The sequence below is a fragment of the Marimonas arenosa genome (assembly GCF_030848945.1).
GTDB classification, from domain to species: Bacteria; Pseudomonadota; Alphaproteobacteria; order Rhodobacterales; family Rhodobacteraceae; genus Marimonas; species Marimonas arenosa.
Map to the genome: position 1 here is coordinate 426,866 of NZ_JANHAX010000002.1, position 22,045 is coordinate 448,910.

22 protein-coding genes are annotated in these 22,045 nt (G+C 63.6%); 12 read left to right on the plus strand and 10 right to left on the minus strand.

Translation table 11 applies throughout. The features are described from left to right. Window positions 1–3: 3 nt before the first annotated feature. The 7 genes from NO357_RS08325 to NO357_RS08355 form a co-directional block, all read right to left on the minus strand. Entirely contained in the window at window positions 4–1,215 is a 1,212-nt protein-coding gene (locus NO357_RS08325) for an acetyl-CoA C-acetyltransferase (RefSeq protein ID WP_306735173.1), read from the minus strand. Between the two features lie 14 nt (window positions 1,216–1,229). Beyond that, window positions 1,230–1,865: a glutathione S-transferase family protein gene (locus NO357_RS08330; RefSeq protein ID WP_306735174.1), complete on the minus strand. Its 636-nt coding sequence runs from the start codon at window positions 1,863–1,865 to the stop codon at window positions 1,230–1,232. A gap of 304 nt (window positions 1,866–2,169) precedes the next feature. After that, window positions 2,170–3,294, minus strand: a complete 1,125-nt coding sequence (locus NO357_RS08335) for an acyl-CoA dehydrogenase family protein (protein WP_306735175.1) — start codon at window positions 3,292–3,294, stop codon at window positions 2,170–2,172. Window positions 3,295–3,325: 31 nt separating this feature from the next. Next, a complete protein-coding gene (locus NO357_RS08340; protein ID WP_306735176.1) occupies window positions 3,326–3,538 on the minus strand; it encodes a hypothetical protein in 213 nt (70 codons plus the stop codon). A gap of 52 nt (window positions 3,539–3,590) precedes the next feature. Continuing rightward, the gene (locus NO357_RS08345; RefSeq protein ID WP_306735177.1) at window positions 3,591–5,366 is read right to left on the minus strand and encodes an acyl-CoA dehydrogenase C-terminal domain-containing protein; all 1,776 of its coding nucleotides are present in this window, start codon (window positions 5,364–5,366) and stop codon (window positions 3,591–3,593) included. A gap of 51 nt (window positions 5,367–5,417) precedes the next feature. Continuing rightward, window positions 5,418–5,822 carry a MerR family transcriptional regulator gene (locus NO357_RS08350; protein ID WP_306735178.1) on the minus strand — a complete coding sequence of 135 codons (405 nt, stop codon included), beginning with the start codon at window positions 5,820–5,822 and terminating at the stop codon, window positions 5,418–5,420. A gap of 96 nt (window positions 5,823–5,918) precedes the next feature. Further along, the gene (locus NO357_RS08355) at window positions 5,919–6,347 is read right to left on the minus strand and encodes a MerR family transcriptional regulator (RefSeq protein ID WP_306735179.1); all 429 of its coding nucleotides are present in this window, start codon (window positions 6,345–6,347) and stop codon (window positions 5,919–5,921) included. A gap of 206 nt (window positions 6,348–6,553) precedes the next feature. Between NO357_RS08355 and NO357_RS08360 the strand changes: the two genes are divergently transcribed. The 4 genes from NO357_RS08360 (at window position 6,554) to NO357_RS08375 (ending at window position 10,291) form a co-directional block, all read left to right on the plus strand. Further along, the gene (locus NO357_RS08360) at window positions 6,554–6,970 is read left to right on the plus strand and encodes a PaaI family thioesterase (protein WP_306735180.1); all 417 of its coding nucleotides are present in this window, start codon (window positions 6,554–6,556) and stop codon (window positions 6,968–6,970) included. Window positions 6,971–6,972: 2 nt separating this feature from the next. Beyond that, a complete protein-coding gene (locus NO357_RS08365; protein WP_306735181.1) occupies window positions 6,973–7,479 on the plus strand; it encodes a PaaI family thioesterase in 507 nt (168 codons plus the stop codon). Between the two features lie 132 nt (window positions 7,480–7,611). Then, the gene (locus NO357_RS08370) at window positions 7,612–8,937 is read left to right on the plus strand and encodes an MATE family efflux transporter (RefSeq protein ID WP_306735182.1); all 1,326 of its coding nucleotides are present in this window, start codon (window positions 7,612–7,614) and stop codon (window positions 8,935–8,937) included. A gap of 103 nt (window positions 8,938–9,040) precedes the next feature. After that, window positions 9,041–10,291, plus strand: coding sequence for a lytic murein transglycosylase (locus tag NO357_RS08375; RefSeq protein WP_376744361.1), 1,251 nt, complete (start codon window positions 9,041–9,043; stop codon window positions 10,289–10,291). 54 nt (window positions 10,292–10,345) lie between these two features. Here NO357_RS08375 and arsC read toward each other — a convergent pair whose 3' ends face one another. The 3 genes from arsC to NO357_RS08390 are packed head-to-tail and all read right to left on the minus strand — an operon-like array spanning window position 10,346 to window position 12,077. Continuing rightward, entirely contained in the window at window positions 10,346–10,690 is a 345-nt protein-coding gene (gene arsC / locus NO357_RS08380) for an arsenate reductase (glutaredoxin) (RefSeq protein ID WP_306735183.1), read from the minus strand. Continuing rightward, window positions 10,687–11,745 (minus strand): quinone-dependent dihydroorotate dehydrogenase, encoded by a 1,059-nt coding sequence (locus NO357_RS08385; RefSeq protein WP_306735184.1) that lies wholly within the window; start codon window positions 11,743–11,745, stop codon window positions 10,687–10,689. Before NO357_RS08385 ends, arsC begins: the two co-directional genes overlap by 4 nt. Beyond that, window positions 11,742–12,077 (minus strand): DUF952 domain-containing protein, encoded by a 336-nt coding sequence (locus NO357_RS08390; protein ID WP_306735185.1) that lies wholly within the window; start codon window positions 12,075–12,077, stop codon window positions 11,742–11,744. Before NO357_RS08390 ends, NO357_RS08385 begins: the two co-directional genes overlap by 4 nt. A 110-nt stretch (window positions 12,078–12,187) precedes the next feature. On the opposite strand from NO357_RS08390, the gene NO357_RS08395 reads away from it, so the two are divergent. From NO357_RS08395 to boxA, 8 genes are all read left to right on the plus strand, one after another. Further along, the gene (locus tag NO357_RS08395; protein WP_306735186.1) at window positions 12,188–13,747 is read left to right on the plus strand and encodes a bifunctional metallophosphatase/5'-nucleotidase; all 1,560 of its coding nucleotides are present in this window, start codon (window positions 12,188–12,190) and stop codon (window positions 13,745–13,747) included. 231 nt (window positions 13,748–13,978) lie between these two features. Further along, the gene (locus NO357_RS08400; protein ID WP_306735187.1) at window positions 13,979–14,644 is read left to right on the plus strand and encodes an SOS response-associated peptidase; all 666 of its coding nucleotides are present in this window, start codon (window positions 13,979–13,981) and stop codon (window positions 14,642–14,644) included. Between the two features lie 139 nt (window positions 14,645–14,783). Then, the gene (locus NO357_RS08405) at window positions 14,784–16,328 is read left to right on the plus strand and encodes a benzoate-CoA ligase family protein (protein ID WP_306735188.1); all 1,545 of its coding nucleotides are present in this window, start codon (window positions 14,784–14,786) and stop codon (window positions 16,326–16,328) included. 3 nt (window positions 16,329–16,331) lie between these two features. Continuing rightward, window positions 16,332–17,150, plus strand: a complete 819-nt coding sequence (locus NO357_RS08410; protein WP_306735189.1) for an alpha/beta fold hydrolase — start codon at window positions 16,332–16,334, stop codon at window positions 17,148–17,150. Window positions 17,151–17,350: 200 nt separating this feature from the next. Then, window positions 17,351–19,009 (plus strand): 2,3-epoxybenzoyl-CoA dihydrolase, encoded by a 1,659-nt coding sequence (gene boxC / locus NO357_RS08415; protein ID WP_306735190.1) that lies wholly within the window; start codon window positions 17,351–17,353, stop codon window positions 19,007–19,009. 92 nt (window positions 19,010–19,101) lie between these two features. After that, entirely contained in the window at window positions 19,102–20,553 is a 1,452-nt protein-coding gene (gene boxB, locus NO357_RS08420) for a benzoyl-CoA 2,3-epoxidase subunit BoxB (RefSeq protein ID WP_306735191.1), read from the plus strand. An 81-nt stretch (window positions 20,554–20,634) separates the two neighbouring features. Next, entirely contained in the window at window positions 20,635–20,814 is a 180-nt protein-coding gene (locus tag NO357_RS08425) for a hypothetical protein (RefSeq protein WP_306735192.1), read from the plus strand. Next, window positions 20,814–22,004: a benzoyl-CoA 2,3-epoxidase subunit BoxA gene (gene boxA, locus NO357_RS08430; protein WP_306735193.1), complete on the plus strand. Its 1,191-nt coding sequence runs from the start codon at window positions 20,814–20,816 to the stop codon at window positions 22,002–22,004. The genes NO357_RS08425 and boxA overlap by 1 nt, the downstream gene beginning before the upstream one ends. Window positions 22,005–22,045: the final 41 nt, after the last annotated feature.

Genomic DNA, 22,045 nt, shown 5'->3' on the forward strand with positions numbered 1-22,045 from the left:
ACCTCAGACCCGTTCGATGATGGTGGCAGCGCCCATGCCCGAACCGATGCAGAGCGTGGCCAGCCCGGTTTCCTTGTCGGAACGCTCGAGTTCGTCGAGCAGCGTGCCGAGGATGATCGCGCCGGTGGCACCCAGTGGGTGACCCATGGCGATCGAGCCGCCGTTGACGTTGACCTTGGCGTGATCGACGTTGAACGACTGTTCGAACAGCAACACGACCGAGGCGAAGGCCTCGTTGACCTCGAACAGGTCGATGTCGCCGATCTCCATGCCGTTTTCGCGCAGGATTTTCTGCGTCACCGGCACCGGACCGGTCAGCATGATGGTGGGATCGGTGCCGATCTTGGCGGTGGCGCGGATGCGCGCCCGCGGCTTGAGGCCCATCTGCTCGCCGAACTCCTTGTTGCCGATCAGCACGGCAGCCGCACCATCGACGATACCTGACGAGTTGCCGGCGTGGTGGATGTGGTTGATCCGCTCCAGCTCGGGGTATTTGAGCAGGGCGACACTGTCGAAGCCCGGCATCACTTCGCCGATCTGCTGGAAACTGGGCTTCAGCGCGCCCAGCGCCTGCATGTCGGTGCCGGGGCGCATGTATTCGTCATGGGTCAGGATCGGCAGGCCGTTGATATCATTGACCGCAACGATCGAGCCGCTGAAGCGGTCCGCGTCCCAGGCGGCCTTGGCGCGGTTCTGTGATTCGACGGCCAGCGCATCGGCGTCATCGCGGGAAAAGCCGTATTTGGTGGCGATGATGTCGGCGCCGATGCCCTGGGGCACGAAATACTGCTCGATGGCGATCGACGGGTCGACGGCGATGGCGCCGCCGTCCGAGCCCATCGGTACGCGGGACATGCATTCGACACCGCCGGCGATATAGGCGTTGCCTGCGCCGCCGCGCACCTGGTTGGCGGCGACGTTGACGGCTTCCAGGCCACTGGCACAGAAGCGGTTGATCGACAGGCCGGGAATGGATTCGTCAAGTTCCGAGGCCAGAACGGCGGTGCGGGCCAGGCAGGCGCCCTGTTCGCCGACCTGGGTGACGTTGCCCCAGACCACGTCTTCGACGGCATGACCTTCGAGGTTGTTGCGGTCCTTCACGGCGTTCAAGGCGATAGCGGAGAGCCGCGCGGCGGTCACCTCGTGCAGGCTGCCGTCGGCGCGGCCCTTGCCGCGCGGCGTGCGCACGGCGTCATAGATATAGGCGTCGGTCATTTTCGTCTCCTTGGTCAGGCCCGATCCGAGGGGTTGCCCGGCATCAGGTCATAAGGGTGTTTCCAGCCCGGTGTGTTTTCGATGTTCTTGAGCCACCGGTCGATATTGGGCCATTCCGTCCGGTCGAAACCGAAGGGTTCGGGGTAGAAGAGATAGCCGCAGCAGGACAGGTCGGCGTTGGTGATGCCGTCGCCGACGATCCAGTCGCGGCCTTCGAGGTGGGCGTCGAGCGTGGCGTAGGCCGCCTTGAGGCGACCCTGCGAAAAGGCAATGACTTCGGCCGGGCGTTTGTCTTCGGGCAGGAAGTTCATCAGGAACCGGGTCATCCCGGCCTGGCTGGACAGCTTGTGATTGTCCCACAACACCCAGCGCAGGATCTCGTAGTTCTCCTCGCGGGTCTTGCCACCGAACTTGCCCGATTTCTCGGTGACATAAGCCTGGATGCAGCCCGATTGCGAGGTCTGGAAATCGCCGTCCTCGAGGAAAGGCGCCTCGCCCATCTCGTTCTTGGCGCGGTATTCCGGGCTGCGGGTGGCACCGCCGAAGAAATCGACGAAAACCGGCTCCCAGTCGAGGCCGGAAAGCTCCAGCGCCAGAGCCGCCTTGTAGGAATTTCCGGATTCGCCGAAGCAGTGGAGTTTGATGGTCATGGTTTGCTCCCCGTGGTTGGCGCGGAGGTGGGGGGTTTTGCACCCCCCACACCCCCCGCAGAGTATTTTGGACAAGATGAAAGGGCTTGTTTACTGGGCATTAAGGTTAATACGGCAGTGTCGGCGATGCGGTACAGGCTGGAGAGCCGATGACCGCGCAAGGTGAAGCCCCGCCTTCCGGTGCTATGGCGCCCTAGGCAGCAACGCACCGGAAGCGGGGTGGACCTGCCCCCGGCTTCATCTTGCCGAAAATACTCGCGCCGCAGGCTCCCGAAGGCGCCGTTATGTGCAGCCGTCATCGCCATCAGAGCCCCCTCGCAATCAGCTCTTTCATGATCTCGTTGGTGCCACCGTAGATGCGCTGCACCCGGGCGTCGGCCCACATCTCGGCCACCGCGTATTCCTGCATGAAGCCGTAGCCTCCGTGCAGTTGCAGGCAGGCGTCGAGCACCTCGCCCTGCGTGTCAGTGGTCCAGTATTTGGCCATCGCTGCCTTTTCGACGGTGAGCTTGCCCGCCATGTGTTCGGTGATGCATTCATCGACGAAGGCGCGGGCGACGGCGGTCTTGGTAGCGCATTCGGCCAGTTTGAAGCGGGTGTTCTGGAACTGCATGATCGGCCCGCCGAAGGCTTCACGCTCTTTGCAGTACGCAATCGTGCGCTCCACCGCGCCCTGCATCGCTCCAACCGCACCGCAGGCGATGATCAGGCGTTCCTGCGGCAGCTGCTGCATCATCTGGTAGAAGCCCTGACCCTCTTCCAGCCCGAGGATGTTCTCGGGCGGGACTTCGACATTGTCGAAGAACAGCTCGGAGGTGTCGGCGGCGTGCAGGCCGATCTTTTCAAGGTTGCGGCCGCGGGTGAAGCCTGTCGCGCCGTCGGTTTCCACCACCACCAGCGAGACCCCCTTGGCGCCCTGGCTGGGGTCGGTCTTGGCGGCGACGATGATCAGCTCGGCGTGCTGGCCATTGGAGATGAAGGTTTTCTGCCCCGACAGGCGGTAGGAATTGCCGTCCTTGACCGCCCGGGTCTTGATCGCCTGCACGTCCGAGCCGGTCGAGGGTTCGGTCATCGCCAGCGCGCCGACCATTTCGCCCGAGACCATCTTGGGCAACCAGCGGTGTTTCTGCTCCTCGGTACCGTAGGCCAGGATGTAATGCGCCACGATGCCGGAATGGATCGGGTTGCCCCAGGAGGCGAGGTTGGCGCGGGGGTGCTCCATCATGATCACCGCCTCATGGCCGAAATCGCCGCCGTGGCCGCCGTATTCTTCCGGGATCGAGGGGCAGAGGAGGCCCAGTTCGCCGGCCTGGTTCCAGGTCCCGCGGTCCATCTGGCCCTGCTTGCGCCAGCGTTCGAACTGCGGTGCCCATTCGTCGTTGATGAACTTGGCCGTCATCTCGGCGAGCATCCGATGCTCGTCTGTCATCCAGGCTGACAAATGATCCCCCTTTTTTGTGTTACCGCTTGCGGGCGTCAATTTCCGAGTTGAACAGCCGCAGGCGAACGGTGAGGTTCTCGTGATTCATCACGCTGTCGAAATTCTCGAACAGAAAGCTGAGCGCTTCGCCTTCGTCGAGCCCGGCCTCCGCCGCGAACCGCTTGAGCCTGCGATAGCCATCCTCGGTCATAGCGCAGGGAAAGCGGCGGGTCAGGCGGAAGCGTTTCGGCATGTCTCTCCTCCGGTTTGCGACGTGGGTAGGCCGGGCTTAAGCCCGGCTTACGTCAGAACGCCTCGGCGTCCAGCGCCATCACAGGGTCGGCCCCAGATTCGATTCGCGCAAGGTGCATCGCGGTGGCCGGCAGGCGGCGCGCCATGTAGTACCGCCCGGTGGCCAGCTTCGTCTCGTGGAACGCTGCGTCGGACGTGCCGTTTTCAAGCGCCTCAATCGACGCCCGGGCCATGCGCGCCCACATCAGGCCAAGGCAGACATGGCCGAAAAGGTGCATGAAGTCGGTCGACCCGGCCAGCGCGTGGTTGGGGTTCTTCATGCCCTGCTGCATGAAATACATCCCCGCCGCCTGCAGGTGTTTCGACGCGGTCTTCAGCGGCTCGACGAAGGGTTCCATGCCCTCGACGTCCTTGTTCTCGGAACAGAACTCCTTGACCAGGTTGAAGAAGGCCATGACGTGCTTGCCGCCATCCTGCGCGAGCTTGCGGCCGACAAGGTCGAGCGCCTGGACCCCGTTGGCGCCTTCATAGATCATGGCGATACGGGCGTCGCGGGTGAACTGGCTCATGCCCCATTCTTCGATATAGCCGTGGCCGCCATAGACCTGCTGGGCCTGAACCGTCATGTCGTAGCCTTCGTCGGTGAGGAACCCCTTGATGACCGGTGTCATCAGCGACACCAGCCCGTCGGCATCCTTGTCGCTCTTGCGGTGCGCCTGGTCGATCAGCGTGGCGCCCCAGAGGATGAACGCGCGGGCGCCTTCGACAAAGGATTTCTGGTCCATCAGCATGCGACGCACGTCGGGGTGCACGATCAGCGGGTCGGCGGGGCCGTCAGGGTTTTTCGCGCCGGTTACGTCGCGGCCCTGCAGACGGTCCTTGGCATAGATCAAAGCGTTCTGGTAGGCGGCTTCGGCCTGGGAAAGACCTTGCATGCCGACGCCGAGACGAGCCTCGTTCATCATGGTGAACATGGCGCGCATGCCCTTGTGTTCTTCGCCCAGCAGGTAGCCCTCGGCGCCGTCGTAGTTCATCACGCAGGTCGAGTTGCCGTGGATGCCCATCTTCTCTTCGAGCTTGCCGCAGGAGACGCCGTTGCGTTCGCCCAGGCTACCGTCTGCGTTGACCAGGAACTTCGGGACGATGAAAAGCGACACGCCCTTGATTCCCTCTGGGCCGCCTGGGATCTTGGCCAGAACGAGGTGGATGATGTTCTCGGCCATTTCATGCTCGCCGGAGGAGATGAAGATCTTTTGACCGGTGAGCTTGTAGCTGCCGTCGCCCTGCGGTTCGGCCTTGGTGCGCATCAGGCCCAGATCGGTGCCGCAATGCGGCTCGGTCAGGTTCATGGTGCCTGTCCACTGGCAGGAAACCATGTTTGGCAGGAAAGTCGCCTTCTGCGCGTCGGTGCCGTGGGCCAGGATCGCCGAAGCGGCGCCGTGGGTGAGGCCCTGATACATGGTGAAGGCCTGGTTGGCGGCGGAGAACATCTCGCCCACGGCCGTGCCGACGACATAGGGCATGTTCTGGCCACCGAAGTCCTCGGGCATGTCGAGCCCGGGCCAGCCGCCTTCGCGCATCTGGTTGAAGGCGTCCTGGAAGCCGGTGGGTACGCGCACGACACCGTTTTCCAGCCGGCAGCCTTCGGTGTCGCCCACGATATTCAGCGGCGCCAGCACTTCCGAGGAAATCTTGCCGGCCTCTTCGAATATCGCCGAGGTGAAATCGGGTTCGAGCTCGTCATAGCCGGGGATGTCGGATGCCGAAACGTTCAGCACGTCGTGCAGGACGTATTGCAGGTCTTTCGTCGGGGCCGTGTAGCTGGGCATATCGCGTCTCTCTGTCGTCTGGTCTGGTTCTTGCGGATGGGATGGCGCGGATCACTCCGCGGCGCTGTCCTGTTCCATCGAGGCGAGTACCTTTTCGCCCCATGTCAGTTGTTCGCGCAGCTCGTCGATCGCCTCGGTAAGTTCGTCGCGCTGGCGTTCCATGTCAGCGAGGCGTTCCTTTGCGATCTCGAAGGTGCGCGCCAGTTGGGTGTGTTGCTGGTCGCCAATGTCGTAGAGGTTGAGAAGCTGGCGGATTTCCTCGAGTGAGAAGCCGAAACGTTTGCCGCGAAGGATCAACTTCAGCCGCGCCCGGTCGCGCTTGGTGAACAGCCGTTTCTGGCCTTCGCGGATCGGGAAGAGCAGTTCCTTGGCTTCGTAAAACCGTAGGGTGCGGGGCGTCACGTCGAACGCGTCGCACATCTGGCGGATGGTCAGAAGATCGTCAGAATCGGGCATCGCTCCGGCTCCGTTCGCATCGGGGATGACCGGTATCTGGGACGGCGAGCGAGTCGATGCAAGTAAAGTTGACGTTAACGTAAGCGTAACGTCACGTCATTTTGGCCGCTCATCCAGATCGGGCCGCCAGGCGCTTTCGATATCGCCGCCGGCTTCTTCTGTTTCGATCAGCTTGACGGTGTTTTCGCGGGATTGCTCGAGCGTTTCGATCGCGTCTTCCAGATCGGCCAGTTGCTGGCGCAGCACTTCGAGCTGATTGTTGGCCGATTTCACCCAGGCTTTGCGAGCGTGATAACCGTCCTCTTCGTAGATCAGCAACCACTGGCGGATGCCTTCAAGCTGGAATCCCCATTTGCGGCCGCGCAGAATGAGGATCATCCGTTCGATTTCACGCGGACCGTAATACCGGGCACGACCTTCGCGTTCGGGCTGCAAGAGCTCGATGTACTCGTAATACCGCAGGGTTCGAGGCGTCACGTCGAACCGTTCGCACATTTCCTTGAATGACAGGCGGATATCGGACATTCGGCTCTCCCTCGATGCAGATGGTATTGCCTCTGTTCCCCAAGGGCAACCGCAACGCCGCGCTGCAATTCTGCGTCGCAGTATCTGGTTTTCTGCGTGAGCATCAAGGGCCGTGACGTTGGGGCGGCCTGGATATTTCGCCGCTTGCGGACCCTTGCCTTTACTGGTCAAAAGATTGGTGGAACCGAAACCGGGACGCCAAGCCGATGGACAAGACAAAGATAGCCAAGCAGTTCATTCAGGCCATTCCGCATTCGAAGGCGCTGGGGATGGAACTGACCGAAATCAGTGACGGTATTGCCGAGATTGTGATGCCGTATGACGAACGCTTTGTCGGCGATCCAAAGAGCGGGGTGATCCACGGAGGCGCGGTGTCGGCGCTGATGGACACCTGCTGCGGCGCGGCGGCGATGAGCCACCCGCAGTCACCGAGCGGCACGGCGACGATTGATTTGCGCATCGACTACATGCGTCCGGCCACGCCGGGCCAGGCGATCAAGACCCGCGCGGAGTGCTACCACATCACCCGCTCGGTCGCCTTCGTTCGTGCGGTGGCGGTGGACGAGGACGAAAGCCGTCCGGTGGCCACGGCCAGCGGCGCCTTCACGGTGGAGGGCAAGTAAGGATGCGCAAGCGGCCGGAACCGGTACAAGTGGTCAAACAAAGACGCGATGCGGCACTCAACGCGCTGGTGCACGGGGTGCCCTATATCAACTACATGGGCATCGAATTCGACCGTCGCGGCGACGAGCTGACCGCGATCATGCCCTATGACGACAAACTGATTGGCAACCCGATGCTGCCGGCGATCCACGGCGGCGCCATTTCCGGCTTCATGGAAGTTACCGCCGTTATCGGTCTGAGCTGGGCCGTGATCTGGGACGAGATGGAGCGTGGCGAGCGCGATGTCGAGGAACTGTTGAAGGGCCATCTGCCGCGACTGCCCAAGACGATTGACTTTACCATCGACTACCTGCGCTCCGGCCTGCCGCGTGATGCCTATGCGCGGGCACAGGTGAACCGGTCGGGTCGGCGGTATGCCAGCGTGCATGTCGAGGCCTGGCAGGACAACCGCAACCGCGCCTTCGCCCAGGCGACGGGGCATTTCCTGATGCCGCCGCGGAATGGCTGAGCCGGGCACGTCGCGTCCCGGGCCTGACCCGGAGTCTCTGGTCCGGACATGGCGGAGGCCCTGGGGCGCGCCCGGGGCGGGCAGGGTCGAACTCCCAGCACGGTGCCGTGGCGAAAACGGGATAACCCGTTAATGGAGCAGGCAAGCCAGGCGATCACCCACCGGAGGGTGCTGAAGATCGCCATTCCGATCATGCTGGCCAACGTGACCGTGCCACTGCTGGGCGCGGTCGATACCGGCGTCGTCGGGCAGATGGCCGAGGCCGCACCGATCGCCGCGGTAGGCGTGGGGGCCATCGTTCTGAGCGCGATCTACTGGATCTTCGGTTTTCTGCGGATGGGCACCACGGGGCTCACTTCCCAAGCGCATGGCGCCCGCAACCGGGCCGAGGTTGCGGCGCTTTTCACCCGGGCACTGATGGTGGCCTGGGCTGGCGGGCTGGCGCTGATCGTGCTGCAGGTTCCCATGTTCGCGGGCGCATTCTGGGTGTCGCCGGCGAGCTCCGAGGTCGAGGGTCTGGCACGCGACTACATGCAGATCCGTATCTGGTCGGCCCCGGCGGCTATTTCGATCTATGGCATCACCGGATGGCTGATTGCGCAGGAGCGCACGCGGGCGGTCATGGGGCTGCAGTTCTGGATCAATGGGCTGAACGTCGTGCTCGACATCTGGTTCGTGCTGGGGCTGGGCTGGGGTGTCGAAGGGGTCGCGACGGCGACGTTTCTGGCCGAGTGGAGCGGGTTGGCGCTAGGGCTCTACCTGTGCCGCGACGTGTTCAGGCTGCCCGACTGGCGCGACTGGGCGCGCGTGTTCGACGCGGCACGGCTGAAACGGATGGCGGTGGTGAACACCGATATCCTGATCCGCTCGCTGCTGTTGCAGGCGATCTTCGTGTCTTTCCTGCTCCTGGGCGGGCGGTTCGGCGACGTGACATTGGCCGCCAACCAGGTGCTGCTGCAGTTCCTGCATATCACCGGGTATGCGATGGACGGCTTTGCCTTTGCCGCCGAGACGCTGGTGGGGCAGGCCTTTGGTGCCGGCGCGGCGGCGCGGCTCAGGCGCGGGGCGGTGCTGACCTCGCTGTGGGGCGGGGTGGTGGCGCTGGGCTTCGCGCTGGCCTTCTGGGTCCTGGGCCCGTGGGTCATCGACGTGATGGCGAAATCTCCGCAGGTTCAGGCCGAGGCGCGGACCTATCTGCCGTGGATGGTGGCCGCGCCGCCGATGATTCTGGCCCTGGTGATGTTCGACGGCATCTTCATCGGCGCCACCCGGTCGGCGGACATGCGCAACATGATGATCGTGGCGGCGGCGATCTATGCGCTGGCCGTGTGGTGGCTCATCGGGCCGATGGGCAATCACGGGCTGTGGCTGGCCCTGCACATCTCGTTCCTCGCCCGTGGGTTGACACTGGGGCTGCGCTATCCGGCGCTGGAGCGGGCGGTGGCGGCCCGGGCGTGATCGGGAAATTGCCGGTCAAGAAAAGCCGACTTGATTTCGCCGCGATGCGGGTTTCACACTGGGGCGAGGCAGACGCGAATAGCGTGGGCGAAAGGGTGGTGCGATGCAGGTTACCAGAAGATGGCTGGCCGGGGCAGGGGCGGCGTTTTTTCTAAGCGGATGTATGACCGGCGGGCTGCCGTCGCCGTCGCGACGCAGCGGACCGACGGTGGACCCGATGCTGCGCCCGCAGCCCAATGCGGGCTATGACGCCTGGGTGACGGCGTTTCGCGACCGGGCGCTGGCACAGGGGATTTCGCCCGGCACGCTCAGCGCCGCTTTTCGCGGGGCAGGCTACCTGCCCGGCGTGGTCGAGCGCGACCGCAAGCAAACCGAATTCACCCGGACGCTGCAGGATTATCTGGCGATCATGGCCTCGGACGAGCAGGTCGCGACCGGCCGCCGTGCCTTTGCCGCACGCCGTGCGCTGCTGGGCGAGATTGAAGGGCGCTTTGGCGTGCCGGCGAACGTGGTGGCGGCGATCTGGGGCGTGGAAAGCCGGTATGGCGAGCGGCGCGGCGATATCCCGGTGATCTCGGCCTGTTCGACGCTGGCATATGACGGCCGGCGTGGCGGCTTTTTCGAGAAACAGCTGATGGCGGCGCTGCGTATCCTTCAGCGGGGCGATGTCAGTGCCGCGCGGATGACCGGCAGCTGGGCAGGCGCCATGGGACATACGCAATTCATCCCGACGACTTTCGAAGCCTATGCCGTCGATTTCGGTGGCGACGGGCGGCGCGACATCTGGGGCGAGGATCCGACGGATGCGTTGGCGTCGGCCGGGGCTTATCTGGGCCGCTCGGGTTGGCGCCGCGGCGGGCTCTGGGGGCTCGAGGTGACATTGCCCGCAGGGTTCAACGCGGGTCTGGCGGGGCGCGGGGTGAAAAAGGCGGTGGCCGACTGGGCGGCGCTGGGGGTCCGGCCGGCCGGCGGCGGGAAGCTGCCCGATCACGGTGCGGGGTCGGTGCTGATGCCCGCCGGGCCGGGCGCGCCGGCCTTCCTGGTGTTCCGCAATTTCAGCGTGATCCTGCGCTATAACAACTCGGAAAACTATGCCATCGCGGTAGGTCACTTGTCGGACCGGCTGGCGGGGGGCGGTCCTTTGCAGGGCCGGTTCGGGCCGGATCGTTATGGCTTGACCATTGAGGATCGCAAGCGGTTGCAGACGCGCCTGACCGCCGCCGGCTACGACACCGGCGGGGCCGACGGTGTTCTCGGCAAGAAGACCGAGGCCGCGATCCGGGCCTATCAACAGGCCAACGGGCTGCCGGTGACGGGCGAGCCGTCGCCGGCATTGTTGAAACGGTTGGGATGAAGCCGTTTTCCGGGGCGGAAAACGGATCGAAATCCGTGCCGGATTTCGTTTTACTCAGAGGATGTCGAACACCGCTTCGGGCGGGCGGCCGAGGGCGGCCTTGCCGTTGGCGAAGACGATGGGGCGTTCGATCAGCTTCGGCACTCGCGCCATCGCCGCGAACAGCGCGTCATCATCGCTATCTTTCGTGAGGCCTTCGGCTTTGAACTCGGCCTCCTTGGTGCGCATCATCTCGATCGGGCGCAGGCCAAGCGACCTGGCCGCGGCGCGCAGCTCGGCCTCGGTCGGGGCGTCGTCGAGATAGCGGCGCACCTCCGGGGCGTGGCCGTGCTCCTGCAGAAGGGCCAGCGTCTGGCGGGATTTCGAGCAGCGGGGGTTGTGCCAGATGGTAAGCGTCATAACCATTCCTTTCGTTTCGTACCGACCGCCGCGGCGACATTGGCATGGCCGTCGCGATCGAGCAGGCGCTCCAGCCCGTGGGCGATGTCGGCGGCAAGTGACAGGCCGTGATAGATGAGCGCGGTGTAGAGCTGCACGGCCGACGCGCCGGCGCAGATCTTGGCATAGGCGTCTTCAGCCGACGATATGCCGCCGACGCCGATCAGCGGCAGCTTGCCGTCGGTCGCGGCCGAGAGCCGGGCCAGAACGCGGGTGGATCTCTCGAACAGCGGCGCACCGGAGAGGCCGCCGGTTTCACCCTTGGCCGGGTTGTGCAGCCCGCCGCGGGACAATGTGGTGTTGGTTGCGATGATGGCGTCAATGCCCGAGGACAGGGCGACCTCGGCGATGTCTTCGATCTCGTTGTCGGAGAGGTCGGGCGCAATTTTGAGGAAGACCGGGATCGGGCGTTTCAGCCAGGCGCGGGTGTCGGTGACGCCCTTCAGCAGCGCGCGGAGCGCCGCGGCGCCCTGCAAATCGCGCAGCGCCTCGGTGTTGGGCGACGAGACGTTGACAGTGGCAAAGTCCAGATGCGGGCCACAAAGGGCGAGCACGCGGGCGAAATCCTCGGCCCGGTCTGCGCTGTCCTTGTTGGCGCCGAGGTTGAGGCCGAGCACCATGTCTCTCGGCCGGTCGGCGAGGCGGCGGGCGATGGTCTCCATGCCGTCATTGTTGAAACCGAAGCGGTTGATCGCGGCGCGGTCCTCGGTCAGGCGGAACAGGCGCGGTTTGGGGTTGCCAGGCTGGGGGCGTGGCGTGGCGGCGCCCACCTCGACGAAGCCAAAGCCGGCGCGCGACAGCGGGCCGAGCGCCTCGGCATTCTTGTCAAACCCGGCGGCGAGGCCAACCGGGTTGGGCAGATCGAGACCGGCGAGCACCGTTTGCAGGCGGGGGCTGGTGATCCGCCCCGGCAGTGGCACGAGGCCGGCGCGCAGTGCCTTGAGCGCCAGGCCGTGGGCGCGTTCGGGGTCGAGCCGGTGCAATAGGCCGAGGCCCAGACGTTCGATCGGTTTCATAGCAGCCCCGTGAAGTCGTGTGCCCCCTGCTTGAGCGGCAGCGGTTTTTGCCAAAGCACATCCACCAAGCGCAGCGGGCGGTAAAGGTGCGGAAAAAGATCGCCGCCGCGCGAGGGTTCCCATTTCAGCGCCTCGCCCAAAGCGTCGGCCTCGAGCGCCAGAAGGCAGAGGTCACCCTCACCGGCGAAATGCCTGGCCGCCGTCTCCTGCACTTGGTCGGCGGTAGAGAAATGCACGAAACCGTCGGCGAGATCGACCGGCGCGCCGAGGGTTTCACCGCGCGACTGAAGCTTAGCCCACTCGGGGGCGCGGAAAATCTTGTAGATCAGCATGGCCGCTCCTTGCCCCGCGACTGTCGCGCGGTCAAGCGGATTGGTTTTGACACGGGCCCGTCGCGGGTGCAGCATCTGACACGGAAGAATTCCACAGCGAGGATTGCGACATGATAAATCGGTTTCTGATGAGCGCCGGGGCACTGGCGCTGAGCGCGGGCGCGGCAGCGGCGGATTACACGCTGACCATCCTGCACACCAATGATTTCCACGCCCGTTTCGAGCCGGTCAGCAAATACGACAGCGGCTGCGGCGCCGAGGACAACGCCGAGGGCAAATGCTTCGGCGGCACGGCGCGGTTGGTGACCGCCATTGCCGACGCACGCCAGCGGTCGAACAACGCGATCCTGGTCGATGGTGGCGACCAGTTCCAGGGCACGCTGTTCTATACCTACTACAAGGGCAAGATGGCGGCCGAGATGATGAACAAGCTGGGCTATGACGCGATGACCGTGGGCAACCATGAATTCGACGACGGGCCTGAGGTGCTGCGCGGCTTCATGGACGCGGTGAGTTTCCCGGTGCTGATGTCGAACGCCGATGTCAGCCGCGAGGAACTGCTGAAAGGCGCGCTGCAGAAATCAACGGTGATCGAGCGCGGCGGCGAGAAGCTGGGCCTGATCGGGCTGACGCCGCAGGACACCGATGAATTGGCCAGCCCGGGGCCGAACATCATCTTCACCGATCCGGTGGATGCGGTGCAGGCCGAGGTCGACAAGCTGACCGAGATGGGCGTCAACAAGATCATCGTGCTCAGCCATTCCGGCTATGGTGTCGATCAGCGCGTGGCCGCCAACACGACCGGGGTCGACGTGATCGTCGGCGGCCATTCCAATACCTTTCTGTCGAATACCTCGGATCGTGCCGAAGGTCCGTACCCGACGATGGTCGGAAACACCGCGATCGTTGCGGCTTATGCCTATGGCAAGTTCCTGGGAGAGCTCAACGTGACCTTCAACGATGCCGGTGAAATCGTCGAAGCCAAGGGCGAGCCGCTGATCATGGATGCGAGCGTCGCCGAGGATGCGCCGACCAAAGAGCGGATTGCCGAGTTGGCGGTGCCGCTGGAGGAGATCCGTCAGAAGGTGGTGGCCGAGACGGCCGAGGCCATCGACGGCGCCAAAGGCTCGTGCCGGGCGGGCGAATGTGCCATGGGCAACCTGGTGGCCGACGCGATGTTGGACCGGGTCAGGGAGCAAGGCATCGAGATCGCCATCCAGAACGGCGGCGGGTTGCGTGCGAGCATCGATGCCGGGCCGGTGACGATGGGCGAGGTCCTGACGGTTCTGCCGTTCCAGAACACGCTCTCGACCTTCCAGGTCAAGGGTGGGGTTCTGCTGGCAGCGCTGGAGAACGGCGTCAGCCAGTTTGAAGACGGCGCCGGGCGGTTCCCGCAGGTGTCCGGGATGACGTTCGCCTTCGATCCGAGCAAACCGGCTGGTGAACGGGTGAGCGAGGTGATGGTCGGAGGTACGCCGCTGGATCCGGAGAAGGTGTATGGCGTGGTGTCGAACAACTATGTGCGCACCGGCGGCGACGGCTACAAGATGTTTCGCGACGCGATGAATGCTTATGACTACGGCCCGGACCTTGCCGACGTGACAGCGGACTTCCTGGCCAAGACGGGGCCGTATTCGCCCTACACAGATGGCCGGATCGTGCAGAAGTGAGTCGGCCGGGCGGGGGTGGCGGGGCTCCCATCCGCCTACCCCGCGCCGCCACGCTCGCTCGAGGCGGTGATGGCGGATCCGTGCCGGTATCGCCGGGCTGGCGAAACGGTCTGATTTGAGGGGCCAGCCCCTCAAACTCCCCGAGATATTTTTAGCTAGGTGAAGCGGAAGGCCGGTCGGGTGGAGGCCTGCGGAGTCGCAAATCGCCCGGTTTGGGCGTAGGGTCGAAACATGTGCGGACGATTTGCCATCACCCTGCCGACCGATGCGATGGCGCAGCTTTTCGGAGCGGTGCCCGGGAACGATCTGCCGGACGTACCGAACTACAATGTTTGCCCGACCAACGCCATTCATGTGGTCAGCCATGAGGCCGGGCAGCGGCGGCTGGGGGCGATGCGCTGGGGGTTCCTGCCCAGCTGGTACAAGAGCCCGAATGACGGGCCGTTGCTGATCAATGCCCGGGCCGAGACGATTGCCGAGAAGCCGGCCTTCCGTTCAGCTGCGCGCGAACGACGCTGCCTGGTCCCGGCGGATGGGTTCTATGAGTGGTCAAAGGACGAAGATGGCAACCGTTTGCCCTGGTATTTCAGTCGCGCGGACGGGGCGCCCATGGTCTTTGCCGGGATCTGGCAGGACTGGGGCCGGGGCGAGGCGCCGCTGCGGACCTGTGCCATCGTCACCTGCGCCTCGAACAAGGCGCTGAGGGCGGTGCATCACCGGATGCCGGTGATCCTGGAACGTGAGCATTGGGGCAAGTGGCTGGGCGAAGAGGGGCACGGGGCGGCGCTGTTGATGACAGCCGTGGGCGAAGACGTGCTGAGGTTTCATCGGGTGGGCCGCGAGGTGAATTCGAATCGCGCCTGCGGATCCGGTCTGATCGCAGGCATCGCTGCCTGAGATGTGCAGGAAAATGCTTCAGATCGCACAAGGGAATTGAAATGGCTGACACAAGATGCACTATAACGCATAAACCGCTGGAATGATTCCATCGGCCTTGGGAGAAGACTGGGCCGGCGGACACAGGGAGGATCAAACCGTGGACCAGAACGAGAATGCAGCGCTCTATTTCGTCGACCGTCATGTCGCCGAGGGCCGGGGCGACAAGGTGGCGTTTCGCGAAGCCGATGGGGCGCAGCGCGAGTTGACTTATGGCCGGCTGGCCGAGGAGAGCGCGCGGTTTGCCGGGGCGCTGTACCGCCACGGGGTGCGGCGCGAGGAGCGCATCGCGATGATCGTGCGCGACCAGATCGAGTTCCCGGTGGTGTTCTGGGGGGCGCTGAAGGCTGGCGCGATCCCGGTGCCGCTGAACACGCTTCTGGCCAGCGATATCTACGAGGCGATCCTCAACGACAGCCGAGCCTCGATCCTGGTGGTGTCCGAACAGCTCTGGGATGTGGTGAAGCCCGCGATTGAAGGCAATCGCTTTTTGCGGGCGGTTCTGGTGATCGACAGCGACGAAGGCGGCGTTCCGGAAGGTACCGAAAGCTATACCGAGTTCGTTAAGGACGCACCGCAGGAAGAGACGGTCGAGGCCTATGGCGACGAACTCGCCTTCTGGCTTTATTCGTCGGGCTCGACTGGCGTGCCCAAGGGCGTGCGGCATGTACATTCGAGCCTGAAGGCGACGGCGGACACGTTCGGGGCGCAGGTGCTGGGGATTCGTGAGGATGACGTGGTTTACTCGGTGGCCAAGTTCTTCTTCGCCTATGGGCTGGGCAACGCCATGTCCTTCCCGATGTCGGTTGGCGCCACGACGGTGATCTTCGGCGGGCGGCCGACGCCGGACGCGGTGTTCGACATCATGAAAACCTATCGGCCCACAGTGTTCTGCGGGGTGCCGACGCTGTTTGCCGCAGTGGTCGCCGAGCAGGAGAAGAAGGGCGGCAAGCCGGATCATTGCATCCGGATCTCGACCTCGGCCGGGGAAGCGTTGCCGCGTGATATCGGCGAGCGCTGGGAAAGGCTCTGGGGATCGGAGATCGTCGACGGCGTCGGCTCGACCGAGATGCTGCATATCTTCCTCTCGAACCGTCCGGGCGACGTGGTTTATGGCACATCGGGCCTGCCGGTGCCGGGATACGAGGTCCGGTTGGTCGACGAGCATGACGAGGACGTAACCGACGGTGAAGTCGGCGAACTGCTGGTGCGCGGGCCGTCAAGCGCCGAAGGTTACTGGAACCGGCGGTCGAAGAGCCAGAGTACCTTTGAAGGTCATTGGACCCGGACCGGCGACAAGTATGAGCGCGATGAGGGCGGGCGCTTCGTCTATTGCGGGCGCACCGACGACATGTTCAAGGTCTCGGGCATCTGGGTTTCGCCGTTCGAGGTGGAGCAGGCGCTGATCGAGTTTCCCGGCGTGCTGGAGGCCGCGGTGGTGGCTCGGCCCGACGAGAAGGACCTGATCAAGCCCGCGGCTTACGTGGTGATGAAGGAAGGCGCCGGGGCGCCGGACCAACAGGCGCTGAAGGATTTCGTCAAGGACAAGATCGGGATGTGGAAATACCCGCGCTGGGTCAAGGTGGTCGAGGAATTGCCCAAGACTGCGACCGGCAAGATCCAGCGCTTCAAGCTCAGGGATTGAGGCATGGTCGACTGGGCGGCGGGCACCGGGTTCGTTCAGGCCGGCAGTACGCGGCTGGAATGGGGCTGCTGGGGGTCCGAGCCCGGGGCGCGGCCGGTGATCGTGCTGTTGCACGAAGGGCTGGGGTGCCTGGCGCTGTGGCGGGATTTTCCCGCGAAGCTGGCGCAGGCGACCGGGCTTTCGGTTTTCGCCTATTCGCGGGCGGGGTATGGCCAGTCGGAGTCTTGCACCCTGCCGCGGCCGCTGGATTACATGACGCGCGAGGCGGTCGAGGTGTTGCCACAGGTGCTGGACGCGCTGGGCGCGGCGCAGGTTATTCCGATGGGCCATTCCGACGGGGCCACGATCGCCGCGATCCATGCCGGATCTGTCGCCGATCCGCGGCTGCGCGGGCTGGTGCTGATGGCGCCGCATTTCTTCACCGAAGCCATGGGCCTGGCCGAGATCGCGCGGGCGAGGGTGGCGTTTGAGACCACCGATCTGAAGGCCAGGATGGCACGCTATCACCGCGATCCGGAGGTGGCGTTCCGCGGCTGGAACGGCGCCTGGCTGGACGAGGGGTTCAAGGCGTGGAACGTGGCTCATGTGATCGAGCGCATCCCGGTGCCGGTGTTGGCGATCCAGGGCCGTGACGATCAATACGGGACGCTGGCCCAGGTTGCCGAGATCGAGAAGCGGTCCTGTGCGCCGGTCGATGTGCTGGTGCTGGAAGAGTGCCGCCACGCGCCACAGTTCGATCAGCCCGAAGCGGTGCTGGCGGCGGTTGCCGAATTCGCGGCGCGTCTGGAGCGGATCGAAGCGGCAGACCCGGACCCGGCGTGAGCCCGAAGATTCGGAAGGCGGATAGTGAAATATAATGCATATTTCCGACATAAAATTGAGCGATATTCTGTAATATACTGACATAAAACGGAAATTTTTGTGCAACATAGCCCGGAATTTGATGGTTTACTTATGCAGAATAGTGCACTATTGTGCAGAGAACAGGAAACAGCGACGCGCCGACAGGGAGGGCCCAGCCCGTGACCAAGATGATCGACTTTCAGACCAACCCGTCGAAGTACCGCCACTGGAAGGTGCAATACGATGGCCCGATCGCCAATCTCTACATGGATGTGGACGAAAATTGCGGGCTGTTCGATGGCTATCAGCTCAAGCTCAACTCCTATGACCTGGGCGTCGATATCGAGCTGAGCGACATCGTCCAGCGGATGCGTTTCGAGCACCCCGAGGTCAAGGTGGTGGTGATGCGCTCGGCCAAGGAAAAAGTGTTCTGCGCCGGCGCCAATATCCGCATGCTGGGCGGCGCGACCCATGCCCACAAGGTCAACTTCTGCAAGTTCACCAACGAGACGCGGAATACTTTCGAGGCTGCCGAGGAAGACAGCGGCCAGAAATACATTGCGGCGGTGAAAGGTTCATGTGCCGGGGGCGGATACGAACTGGCGCTGGCGTGCAACTACATCATGCTGACGGATGACAGCTCGTCGTCAGTGGCCTTGCCTGAGGTGCCACTTCTGGCGGTGCTGCCGGGCACCGGGGGCCTGACCCGGGTGACCGACAAGCGCAAGGTGCGACGTGACCGAGCGGACGTGTTTTGCGCCATGGAGGAAGGTGTGCGTGGCAAACGCGCGGCCGAATGGAAGCTGGTCGACGAGGTGGTGCCGAACTCGAAATTCGACGCCACCGTGGCCGAGCGGGCGGCGGAGTTTGCGGCGGCGTCCCAGCGCCTCGACGGGCTCAAGGGAATCGCGCTGACGCCGCTGAAGCGCGAGATCACCGACAATGCGGTGACCTATTCGACGGTTGAGATCGAGTTGGACCGCGCGGGACGCAAGGCAACGATCACAATCAACGGCCCGGATGCGGGGGCGCCTGCGGACATGGACACCTTTACTACGGAAGGTGCCGAAGCCTGGATGCTGCGGGCTGCCCGCGAACTGGACGACGCGATATTGCATCTGCGGCTCAACGAGATGGAGCTAGGGCTGTGGGTGATCCGCACGCAGGGTGACCCCGAAACGGTGCTGGCGCATGAAAAGCTGCTCTTGGACAACCAGGACCACTGGCTGGCCAATGAGGTGCTGCAACTGTGGAAGCGGGTGCTGAAGCGGGTCGACGTGACCTCGCGCAGCCTGGTGGCGCTGGTCGAGCACGGCTCGTGCTTTGCCGGGGTGCTGGCCGAACTGCTGTTTGCCGTCGACCGGTCGTACATGATGGAAGACGAGTTCGAGGGTGACAACCGCCCGATGGCGACGTTGACCTTGGCCAACAGCAATTTCGGGCAATACCCGATGGGCAATGACCTGACCCGGCTGCAGACGCGGTTCTGGGGCGATGAGGCGTCGGTCGAGGCCGCGCAGGAGCATATCGGCGAAGCACTGGAAGCCGAAGAGGCCGACGAGTTGGGGCTGGTGACCTATATCCTCGACGATATCGACTGGGAGGACGAGATCCGCATCTTCATGGAAGAGCGTGCCAGCTTCAGCCCCGATGCGATGACGGGGATGGAGGCGAACCTGCGCTTTGCCGGCCCCGAGACGATGGAAACCCGGATCTTCGGACGGCTGACGGCGTGGCAGAACTGGATCTTCCAGCGACCCAACGCGGTGGGTGCCGAAGGGGCATTGCAGCGTTATGGCACCGGTGTGCGCGGCGATTTCAACATGGAACGTGTGTGATGAAGATCATGCCGGGCTGAAGCCCGGCCTACGACAACCATCCGGTGTAGGGCGGGCTTGAGCCCGCCACCCCGGTGACAAGGAGGAAAGACATGCTCGACCTGATCAATGTGAGCTATGATACCCAGATCCCCAACAATGTGGGGCTGAGCAGCGACAAGAAGGTGCTGAAGGCGCTGGAGAAATGGCACCCGGGATATATCGACTGGTGGAACCAGCTGATCCCGAACCGCTATCAGCAGTCCGAGGTCTACCTGCGGACCGCCGTGTCGGTCGACCCTAAGGGCTGGGCCAAGTTCGACTATGTCAAAATGCCGGAATACCGCTGGGGCGTGCTGCTGGCACCGCAGGTCGAGGGTCGCACCATCCCCTGTGGCGAGCATGCTGGCGAGCCTGCCTGGCAGGACGTGCCGGGCGAATACCGCAACCTGATGAAGCGCCTGATCGTAATCCAGGGCGACACCGAACCGGCGAGCGTCGAGCAGCAGAAGGCGCTGGCCCTGACCGCGCCGTCACTCTACGACATGCGCAACCTTTTCCAGGTCAACGTCGAGGAAGGCCGGCACCTGTGGGCGATGGTCTACCTTTTGCACAAGTATTTCGGCCGTGATGGCCGCGAAGAAGCCGATGATCTGCTGCGCCGTCAGTCGGGCAGCGAAGAGGCGCCGCGGATGCTGGGGGCTTTCAACGAGGAAACGCCGGATTGGCTGTCGTTCTTCATGTTCACCTATTTCACCGACCGCGACGGCAAGATGCAGCTGGAAAGCCTGGCGCAGTCGGGCTTTGACCCGCTGAGCCGCACCTGCCGTTTCATGCTGACGGAAGAAGCCCACCACATGTTCGTTGGCGAAACCGGGGTTGGTCGCACCATTCAGCGTACCTGCGAGGTGATGAAGGAAAACGGGATCGAAGATCCCTTCGATGTCGACCGCATCCGCGGCCTCGGCGTGATCGACCTGCCGCTGATCCAGAAGAAGCTGAACCTGCATTATACGCTGAGCCTCGACCTGTTCGGCCAGGAAGTGTCGACCAATGCGGCCAATGCCTTCAACGCCGGAATTAAAGGGCGGTATCAGGAAAACCGCCTGACCGACGATCACCAGTTGCAGAACGATACCTACAAGGTGTGGGACATCGTCGATGGCAAGATCGTGCAGCATGACGTGCCGGCACTGACCGCGATCAACATGCGGCTGCGCGACGATTACACCAAGGACGCGGCCGGTGGTGTCGGCCGCTGGAACAAGATCATCGAGAAGATGGGCATCGACTTCGAACTGAAGCTGCCGCACGAGGCATTCCACCGCAAGATTGGCGTCTTTGCCGACAAGCTGATCGATCCGGACGGCAAGTTCATCAGCGGTGCCGAGTATGACAAGGGCATGGTCGAATGGCTGCCCAGCCATGCCGACGGCGATTACATCCAGTCGCTGATGAAGCCGGAATACGAGCCCGGAAAATATGCCCGCTGGATCGCGCCGCCGAAAGTTGGGATCGACAACAAGCCCGGCGATTTCGAGTATGTGAAACTGGCAATGGCGTGAGCACGCCTTGATCTGCCGCAAAGACCAACCACCTGCGCCACGGCACGGTTTCGTGGCGCAGGACAGAAGGGAGCGTCAGCGATGAGCATACATATCACCAGAAGCCGTGGCGAGACCGTCCGGACCGAAGCCCTGGCGGCCGAGATTGCCGGGATGGGGACGCCCTGCGTCGGTTGTCACAATTGTCGCGGCCTTTGCAGGGAACTGATCGAAGCGATCGTCGTTCCTGACATCATCCTGAACGAAACGCGCGACTTGTGATGAACAAACCGGTCAAACAGCATCTGATCGATCCGGAAATCTGCATCCGCTGTTATACCTGCGAGATGACCTGCCCGATCGAGGCAATTACCCACGACGACAACAATGTCGTGGTGGACGCTGAAAAATGTGAATTCTGTATGGACTGCATCCCGGTCTGCCCCACCGGTTCGATCGATGAATGGCGGGTGGTCACGACGCCCTATTCCCTGGACGAGCAGTTCGGCTGGATGGAGTTGCCGGCGCAGGAAGACCTGGAAGACGGCGGCGATACCGGCGGCATGGAAGCGCTCGACGAGGCGATGGCGGCGCTTCTGGCCGAGGCGCATGAAGGTGCCGGCGGCAAGTCGAAAGCACCGACGAGCGCGTCGAAGGCATCGGTGAACCTTCATAACCTGGCCAAGCCGGCGGTGGCGAAGGTGCAGGGCAATTTCCGGCTGACGGGAGAGGAAGCGGATTCGGATGTACGCCATATCATCCTTGATTTCGGCGGCCAGCCGATGCCGACGCTGGAGGGGCAGTCGATCGGGATAATCCCACCGGGCAGGGACGCCGACGGCAAACCGCATCTGCCGCGGCTCTATTCGATCTCGTCTCCGCGTGACGGCGAGCGGCCAGGCTACAACAACCTGTCGCTCACGGTGAAGCGTGAGGAAAACGGGCTCTGCTCGAACTATGTCTGCGATCTTCAGATCGGCGACGAGGTTCAGGTGACGGGCCCCTTTGGCGCGACCTTCCTGATGCCGAACGATCCCGATGCCCGCATCCTGATGATCTGCACCGGCACCGGTTCGGCGCCGTTCCGGGCTTTCACCATGCACCGGCAGCGCAGCCGCGGCAGTTCGGGCGGGGACATGGTGCTGTTCTTCGGTGCCCGCACGCCCGACAGCCTGCCCTATTTCGGGCCGCTCAACAAAGTGCCGGACAGGATCCTGAAAAAGCACATGGTGTTCAGCCGTATCCCCGGCGCCGACAAAGAGTATGTGCAGGACCGGATGATGGTCGAGGAAGAAGCGATTGCCGAAATGATCGCCGATCCGAAGACCCATATCTACATTTGCGGCCTCAGGGGCATGGAGGTGGGAGTGGACCATGCGTTCGCCAATATCGCCGAAAGCGCCGGAATGTCCTGGAGCGCGACGCGCGACGCGATGCGCGAGGATGGGCGCTATCACGTCGAGACCTATTGAGGCGAGGCGGTATATGGTCGCCGCCTGCCAATCCGGGCCGC